Origin of the sequence: Clostridium sp., from assembly GCF_016650095.1 — a bacterium.
Taxonomy (GTDB): Bacteria; Bacillota; Clostridia; order Clostridiales; family Clostridiaceae; genus Clostridium_AD.
Genome location: NZ_JAENWL010000326.1, coordinates 1 through 4,371, shown reverse-complemented (window position 1 = coordinate 4,371; position 4,371 = coordinate 1). Strand labels below are relative to the sequence as shown.

5 protein-coding genes are annotated in these 4,371 nt (G+C 30.5%); 1 reads left to right on the top strand and 4 read right to left on the bottom strand.

Features of this window, described 5'->3' with window-relative positions; genetic code table 11:
* Window positions 1-205: 205 nt before the first annotated feature.
* A complete protein-coding gene (locus tag JJE11_RS15480; protein ID WP_291637219.1) occupies window positions 206-511 on the top strand; it encodes a hypothetical protein in 306 nt (101 codons plus the stop codon).
* A gap of 110 nt (window positions 512-621) precedes the next feature.
* Here the strand turns inward: JJE11_RS15480 and JJE11_RS15475 are convergent, their stop codons facing one another.
* The 4 genes from JJE11_RS15475 to JJE11_RS15460 form a co-directional block, all read right to left on the bottom strand.
* Complete coding sequence (locus JJE11_RS15475) at window positions 622-2,163, bottom strand: polysaccharide biosynthesis protein (RefSeq protein ID WP_291637217.1); 1,542 nt, start codon at window positions 2,161-2,163, stop codon at window positions 622-624.
* Window positions 2,164-2,419: 256 nt separating this feature from the next.
* Window positions 2,420-2,788, bottom strand: coding sequence for a GntR family transcriptional regulator (locus JJE11_RS15470; protein ID WP_291637215.1), 369 nt, complete (start codon window positions 2,786-2,788; stop codon window positions 2,420-2,422).
* Window positions 2,785-3,438 carry an ABC-2 transporter permease gene (locus tag JJE11_RS15465; RefSeq protein ID WP_291637213.1) on the bottom strand — a complete coding sequence of 218 codons (654 nt, stop codon included), beginning with the start codon at window positions 3,436-3,438 and terminating at the stop codon, window positions 2,785-2,787. Before JJE11_RS15465 ends, JJE11_RS15470 begins: the two co-directional genes overlap by 4 nt.
* Window positions 3,431-4,285 (bottom strand): ABC transporter ATP-binding protein, encoded by an 855-nt coding sequence (locus JJE11_RS15460; protein ID WP_291637211.1) that lies wholly within the window; start codon window positions 4,283-4,285, stop codon window positions 3,431-3,433. The genes JJE11_RS15465 and JJE11_RS15460 overlap by 8 nt, the downstream gene beginning before the upstream one ends.
* Window positions 4,286-4,371 lie beyond the last annotated feature (86 nt).

The window sequence follows — 4,371 nt, the reverse complement described above, 5'->3', positions numbered from 1 at the left end:
GTCCAATTGAATTATATATTCAATCTTTATTTTCATATAATTCACTATAATACCAATATTCAATAAAAAAAACTAATTTCCTTTAAATTTTTGTTTGAAATAATGAAGCTCAGAGATATTACAATAAATAAGTAGCTCTATTATTCACTGAGAAATTAATATATAATGTTAAATATGAGATACACAAATATAGCGAGGTATTAATATGACAAAAAAAAGTAGTAGAAATAACGATCTCTTATATAATTCTAAAGCAAATGCTTCTCCACAAATATACTCATTATTGATTACTCTAGTAAACCAGGATAAAGAAGATTTAGCACAAGTAGTGATAAAAATTGATTATTTATTAAAATATTCAAGTTCATGCATAAAGCAAAAGGATTTTGAGGAAGCAAATGAAGGTTTAAATATGGCTAAAATTAGAATAGATATGTTAAAAAATGAAGAAGTTGATACTGAGTACTTAGAATATTTATATGCTGGAATAGTAAAAAAGGCAAAACAATAATATGATACATAATGTTTACTAAACATAAAAATAGATATAGGATAGACAGTCATATTAGCCTGCCTACCCTATATCTATATTACTCCATTTAACTAATGCCATTCTTATTTTTATTTGATTTGCTTAAAAATTCTCATTTTAATTTCTTGATATTCAAATATTCTAAGAAGCAAAACAAATATTGAATAAACTACAACGCCTATCATTATGGATATTAAGCAAGACAATCCTCTACTCATTGTATAATTATATGCAATAGCATCACTAAATTTAACTACAACTATCATTATACTAGCTGCAATTGCTGGTTTTATAAACGCATCAACAATGTTCAATTGTATATTTAAACTTTTCTTTAGTTCGTGCATATTTAATAAGCAACTTGTGATATATCCTAAAATAGTTCCAATAACTGCCCCATATATATTTACAGACGAAAACGAAACCAATACATAGGTTATTATAACTTTTACTATGCAACCTAATGCCATATTATATACAGGTTTCATATAATTACCTATACTTTGGAGTATTGCAGTGCTTGTTTGTGTTAAGATAATAAAAGGTATACAAATTGATATATATTTAAGAATTTGATACCCTGATGCGTCTTTCATAAAGACTAAATTCATTATAGGATAAGCCATAAAAAACATGCCTAAAGCAGATGGTAATGCAATAACATTAGATAATTTTACAGCCATATCTACCTTTTTAATGAGTTCCTTTCGTTTGCCTAAATAAAATGCTTCTGCAATTATTGGTACTAAAGATGCGCACAATGCCATTGAAAGTGCTAAAGGTACAGTCATCAAGGTGGACACTTTTCCAGTCAATTGTCCATACATTTCAACTGATTGCAATTGTGAAAATCCTGCCTTTATAAGCTGTTGTGGCACTAAAATAGAATCTATTAATGCCATAATAGTCCCTACTACGGCACCCATAGATATTGGAAATGCTGCTTTACCTAAAGCTCCTAAAATATTTTTATGCTTAATCTTTTTTCTTATTGGTTGCTCTTTTCTTACTTTAAAATAAACTGAAACTAAATATATACTTCCCATCATAGCACCAACAAGTGTTCCAAGAGCTGCTCCTCCTGCAGCATACTCAATACCCTTTGGAAATAATAAATATGCAAACAAAACTCCAGCCACAACTCTACCCACCTGTTCTATTAATTGTGATATAGCAGTTGGCCCAACATTCTGAAGTCCTTGAAAGAAGCCCCTAAAAGTACACATAATAGAAACAAAGATTGGAGCCATAAAAATAGCCAAAAAAGAGTAATATGCTTTAGGATTCCATTTTAATAAAGCTATAATGGGTCTTGCAAACATTAACATACATGTACTAAATGCTGCACCTAATATAATCATAACAAAAAGAGTTTGTCTTAAAACCTGATGAACTCCCTCTCTATCATTTTTAGCATTCATTTCAGCAATAAGTTTCGACATAGCTACCATAACGCCTAACGCTATTGCTACAAAAACCATATAGAGAGGATAAGACATCTGATAGTATCCCATCCCCTCATCCTTTATAAGTGCCTGTATTGGTATTCTAAAAAATAGTCCTAAAAATTTATCAAATAATCCTACTAATCCAAGTATAAGAGTCCCTTTTATTAATGAATGTTTTTTCATAATACACTCCTTTTATTCATTTGGTTCGATATATGAAATAATTACAGTCTCTAATTATAATTATTTGATTTAGGAGGATATTATTACTTATATTACAAACTTCTAGAGGAAACTTATATTTTTCTTCGAATATATTGTTCAAATTTGTATCTCTTATACTTTTTCCTAACCCATTTTAAACTTACATTTTCATTAAGACCGATATAATATCCCAAGGAAGTGAATATAATGCCAATAAACAATAAAATATGCCTTCTCAATAAACCTTCCTCATAAGCTCAAAAACTTCTTCTATGGTGAGGCCAAGGGATTTGTAATATGAAGTGTCATCAACCATTTGCTTCAGAATCATTTCGTTACGTTTTTGAAGCATATCATCGGATGAGTGTTCAGCTACAAAACATCCTTTACCTGTTACAGTATAAATCAAACCACATCGTTCGAGTCCTTCCCAGGCTTTTTTTACGGTGATGATACTAACACGTAGTTCTTTGGCTGCTCGTCTTATTGGTGGCAAGCTGTAACCTTTTTCTATGTCTCCCTTTATAATTTGAGCGCTGATTTGCTCAAAAAGTTGCTGATAAATTGGTTTTTCAGATGTGTTTGAGATCGCTATGTCCATCATATATCCACTTTCTCAAATTGTTTAATCGCAATACTATAAGCAACAACGCTGAATATTGCAAATATAGCAATTCCTACAATCAAAATTGTTATTTGAGTTGCCATATTATCAGCACCAGTACCTTTAAAAAGGTCAAATACTAAAGAATTTACTATTCCCAACCATTCTGCTCCAGCAGCGAAAATCATAGCACCTGTAATACCTGCAATCGTTGCTGCACCATATTTATAAGCTGTTTTGTAAAACATAGGTATAAAAATAATGTTGAAGATAGCAAGCATGATAAAACAAAGTCCCCAAAAGCCTATTGTTGGTCCAAAGAAAAAGGAGGTCAAATTCGGATATAAGTGAGTACTAATCATGCCATAGATGACTGCAATAACAATATGCAATAATTCTAGGATTACTATGATTGCCACTCTGGCTTTTACAATGTCTTTTCTAGTTACAGGCATTACAATTGAAAACATTAAGTCATTCTGAGTTTTATAACCTGCAAACATATTAGGTATGGTTATAAATAAAAAGTATAAAGGTACAAAAAAATATAACCAGCCAGGAATCAGCATTAAAGCACCTGTCAAAAAGGGTAATATATAAAAGAAAGGACTTACTCCCAGCTTTAATTCTTTCATTAGTAAGTTATACATACATATCCTCCTCTTTTGAAACATATATCATAATCTCTTCAAGATTAGGTAGGGCTGACTTAATATCTGAAGATGGATCAAAATCTTTAGAATGGATCAATCCTGTAAAGCCAAAAGAATTTTTTTTATAGGAAATTAATTGGTCTTTCACCTGGTCAAGTTGGCTTTCTTTACCACTCAGCAAACGATATGTGTTTATAAATTCTTCTTTCTCCAAACTATTGATGATTTTTCCGTTATCGATATAGGTAATATAATCCGCACATTTTTCTAAATCAGATGTAATATGTGTTGAAAAAAGAATGCTTACTTCACCATCTTCTACCAACTCCTGAAAAATTTCTAACAGATTATCTCTTGCAACTGGGTCGAGTCCACTTGTTGGTTCATCAAGGATGAAAAGCTTTGATCCATGGGATAAAGCAATTGCCAAGTTGTACTTTACTCTCATTCCGGCTGACAATTCAATTATTTTTTTGTTTTCATCTAATTTGAATTTTTTAAGATAATTATAATAGGTTTCTTCATTCCAATTTTTATAAAACTTCTTAATAACATCGGTTACCTTTTTAATTTTGTTTCGCGTATAATAATCTATGCCTCCAAATGCATGGCCAATTTCTTGTTTCAATTCAATTTCGTGTTCAATAAAGCTCTTGCCCAAAATACTAATCTCACCGCCATCAATATGAATCATATTCAAAATTGCTTTTAATGTGGTTGTTTTCCCTGCACCATTGGCGCCGATAAATCCCATAATATATCCTTCTTTTAATTGAAAAGAAACGTCTTTTAATTGAAAATTTTTATATTGCTTATTTAAATTTTTAACATCTATCGCTAACATAATGCAACTCCTTCTCACTTTGTGCCTATTGTGTATACACAATATAACAAACTAAAGTGAATATGTCAATAATTTTCTAATGGATT